This is a genomic window from Mesobacillus sp. (genome assembly GCF_049588175.1).
Taxonomy (GTDB): Bacteria; Bacillota; Bacilli; order Bacillales; family Cytobacillaceae; genus Mesobacillus.
The window spans coordinates 1-3,702 of sequence record NZ_JBAVFI010000235.1 but is presented as its reverse complement, the minus strand read 5'-3'; the positions used below and the strand labels follow the sequence as shown (position 1 = coordinate 3,702).

Below are 3,702 nucleotides of genomic sequence, written 5' to 3'. Positions count from 1 at the left end.
TCTCAGGTGTTTCCAGAGGAAGGCCATTGATGATGTGTGAGCAAATTCTGATGCCATGCTTGCGGAGCTTGTCCACTCCGTCTTTATATGTCTCATAATCATGTGCACGGTTGATTAAATTGGCCGTTTTTTCATGGACGGTCTGAAGGCCTAGCTCAACCCATAAATAGGTTCTTTCATTAAGTTCAGCAAGGTATTCAACGACATCATCGGGCAGGCAATCAGGACGGGTCGCAATTGAAAGGCCAACAACACCTTCTTCCTGTAAAACCGTTTCGTATTTCTCCCGCAAAACTTCGACTGGAGCATGGGTATTTGTGAACGCCTGAAAATACGCCATGTACTTGCCGTCTTTCCATTTAGTGTGCATTTTATCTTTTATTTTGCTGAATTGCGTGCCGAGATCTTCTACTCTGTCTCCGGCAAAATCGCCAGAGCCTGAAGCACTGCAAAAAGTACATCCGCCGTGGGCAACCGTGCCGTCACGGTTTGGGCAATCAAATCCGCCATCAAGGGCCACTTTAAAAACTTTATGCCCAAAATGATTGCGAAGGTGGTAGTTCCAAGTATGGTAACGTTTGTCATCTGTTGCGTATGGAAAAGGGTTGGCCTGTGCCATGCCAGATACCTCCTTATTGCTGTCTGTTCCATTATTTCATAAAGGAATTGTACCACTTAGGATGGGTGATTCCAATTGAAAAAAGATTACAAAGCCATCTAGCTCTAGAGGATTTCCTTCAGTTTTTCTCGCTTCCTTATAATTGGAATCTTTAAACATTGCCAAAATCGTGATAGGAAAAAACAATGTGAACAAAATAAAGAAGAAGCAGACTTTGCTTCAGCATCAAGTAAAGGAGGGGCTCATATTGGCTACACGTCAATCGGTTGACCAGCTACTTCAGCAATGTGAAGATGCAATTAATTTAGCCCAGGAGCAGTATAAAAGTGCCAGCATGCAGCAGCATTATAATGATGGTGACTATACGAATGCCCTGCAAGCTCTTGAAGACGCTTATAATGACCTTGCTAAGCTTGCTTTCAGTGCAAACGCCCAACAGCGAGACCAACTGCACAGAATGAGACTGCAGCTGCAGAATGTACAAAACAATATGATTTTGCTTGACCATTAAACAGGAGGGGAAAACTTTGAAGAAACGCTCAAAGCAAAATAATCCTGAACAAAAGACGCGGAATGGCATCAACAACCAGGATCTTGAACTTGGAATGGAGCATGATCCCGTGAAAGAATCGAAAAAGAAATATGAACAAAGCGGCGGTCAGCCAGTGAAGTCAAAGTTCCATCCCGAACCAGGGCAATCTTCATAAATTTGTATCACCCTCACTTCAAATTTCGAAGTGGGGTTTTTTGTGCAGATTCTTGAAAAATGATAGCAGGAAAAAGAAATGAATGCTTTTGCACAAACCCTTGATTCAAAAATCGGATAATACTGCCGCCAACTCATCATGGAATTCTGCGAACAGCCTCTTATTAAAGAGAACTGGAAAGTTTGAGCGGTATTTTCCAGTTTACTAACCTGGAAAAGAGCTGAAAAATAAAAGGTATTCTTTGATCCCGCGAGTTTCTGTCGAAATCCCGCTAGAACGTGCCTTCATTCCGCAAGAATACATCCTTATTCCGCTACTTTTTGTCGAAATCCCGCAACATGGAAATTATCAGCTTTTTTTTCCAATTTACACACCCGAAAAATAAGAAAATTCCCACTTTAAATCCTGATGAAAATACCTGTTGCAACCCTTGATAAAAACCACTAAAATTACTTTGGTATTCGAAATTTATAACATGTAAAGGGGCGTTTTTTATGCCTAGAGCCCTCTGGCTTTTAATTATCGGGATGGCAGTCAATGTTACTGGCTCTTCTTTTTTATGGCCTTTAAATACAATCTATATCCATGACCATCTTGGCAAGTCGTTATCGGTTGCCGGAATTGTATTAATGCTGAATTCCGCTGCAAGCGTAGTCGGGAATCTGTTTGGCGGCAGCCTATTTGATAAAATTGGCGGCTACAAGTCAATTATGCTGGGAATTGTCATCACGATTCTTTCTTTGATCGGCCTTACCTTTTGGCCGGGCTGGCCTCAGTATATCTTCTTTTTGACATTGGTTGGCTTTGGTTCAGGAATTGTATTCCCTGCTATGTATGCTATGGCAGGATCAGTATGGAAAGAGGGCGGCCGAAAAGCCTTCAATGCCATCTATGTTGCCCAGAACCTGGGGGTAGCTATTGGTGCTGCATTAGGCGGACTTGTTGCCTCCTATTCATTTCAGCTGATCTTCTTGGCAAATGCCGTAATGTATGTGATATTTCTGATGATTGCTGTTTTTGGCTACCGCAGCATCGATACACGTGCTGCCATGCAAACGAATATTCTGCAGGAAAACGGTATGGTCAAAAGCCGTACGAAGCTGTATGCTTTATTGATTTTATCCATCGGATATCTGTTGTGCTGGGTAGGCTATGTGCAATGGCAGACTACGATTGCTGCATATACCCAGGAACTGAACATCACATTGAATCAATACAGTATTCTCTGGACAATCAATGGCGCACTGATTGTACTTGGGCAGCCGGTTGTCAATAAACTGATCAAGCCATTCCAAAGCAAGTTAAAAGTGCAAATCGTCATCGGAATGGTCATCTTCATGGTTTCATATGCAGTTGCAGCAGGTGCACAGCAATTTTCAGGGTTTATCGCCGGGATGGTCATCCTGACGATTGGCGAGATGCTGATCTGGCCGGCAGTGCCAACCATTGCAAACACGCTGGCTCCAAAAGGGCGCGAAGGCTTTTACCAGGGAATCGTCAACAGTACTGCTACCGGTGGAAGGATGATTGGCCCGCTGATGGGTGGAATCCTTGTAGACCTGAATGGAATGCCGATGCTATTCGCCGTGCTGATTGGCCTAATGTTTATCGGCATTTTTACTACGGTGATTTATGACCGTAAAATAAAAGAAGCCCCTAATATGGCTGCAAGAGCATAAAGAACATGAAAGAAGCTGGAACGAGTTAGCCAGCTTCTTTCATATGCATATTTTCTTTTTTCGATAAAAAATGCATATATTACGTCTAAAATAGGATTGTGTAAATATGAAATACAAGGGGGTGAATGGGTTGAAAGTTAAACTCCTTACGGTTGCGTTTTTGGCTGCCGGTTTGCTTACTGGTTGCAACGGCGGAGATGAATCTGCAAAAAATGAAAAACAGCAGCAAAACATAAAGGAATTGGTGAGTGATTACAGCGCGGGCAAGATTAAGGGCGATAATGCTTCCATCACCTCACACGAGCTGGTCATTGCTGACAGTGAGGGAGACAAGCAAGTCTATGACTTAACTGCAGAGGACTTCTTCGTCTCGATTGCGCCGTATGAAAATCAAACCCATCCTTGAACAAATCATAGCTTGACAGGTTGTCAAGGTGAAATGGTTGAAGAAGAGTTTGATGTATATATTGAAGACATGGACGGCAATGTCATCGTTGACGAAACATTGAAGTCTCAGCCTAATGGATTTATCGATTTGTGGCTGCCGCGTAATAAAACGTTTAAAACGACGATCGAGAATGACGGAAAAGTGGTTGAATCAGAATTATCCACTTTTGAGAATGACCCCACATGCATAACAAGCATGCAGTTAATGTAGAAAGCACCTAATCAGGTGCTTTTTTGTTTTTGTTAAAGC

At 42.7% G+C, this 3,702-nt stretch carries 5 protein-coding genes; 4 read left to right on the top strand and 1 reads right to left on the bottom strand.

Annotated features, from left to right (window positions below; genetic code table 11):
- The coding region (locus WB217_RS05890; protein WP_423991558.1) for a TIGR01212 family radical SAM protein at positions 1-619 on the bottom strand (619 nt) is incomplete at its 3' end.
- Positions 620-866: 247 nt separating this feature from the next.
- Here WB217_RS05890 and WB217_RS05885 point away from each other — a divergent pair.
- The 4 genes from WB217_RS05885 (at position 867) to WB217_RS05870 (ending at position 3,663) form a co-directional block, all read left to right on the top strand.
- Positions 867-1,130: a YtzC family protein gene (locus WB217_RS05885; RefSeq protein ID WP_335376538.1), complete on the top strand. Its 264-nt coding sequence runs from the start codon at positions 867-869 to the stop codon at positions 1,128-1,130.
- A gap of 16 nt (positions 1,131-1,146) precedes the next feature.
- The gene (locus WB217_RS05880) at positions 1,147-1,326 is read left to right on the top strand and encodes a glycogen biosynthesis protein GlgD (protein ID WP_251483752.1); all 180 of its coding nucleotides are present in this window, start codon (positions 1,147-1,149) and stop codon (positions 1,324-1,326) included.
- A gap of 494 nt (positions 1,327-1,820) precedes the next feature.
- The gene (locus WB217_RS05875; RefSeq protein ID WP_423991555.1) at positions 1,821-3,005 is read left to right on the top strand and encodes an MDR family MFS transporter; all 1,185 of its coding nucleotides are present in this window, start codon (positions 1,821-1,823) and stop codon (positions 3,003-3,005) included.
- A gap of 130 nt (positions 3,006-3,135) precedes the next feature.
- On the top strand, positions 3,136-3,663 hold the full coding sequence (locus WB217_RS05870) for a CueP family metal-binding protein (protein ID WP_423991553.1): 528 nt from the start codon (positions 3,136-3,138) through the stop codon (positions 3,661-3,663).
- The last annotated feature ends 39 nt before the right edge of the window (positions 3,664-3,702 follow it).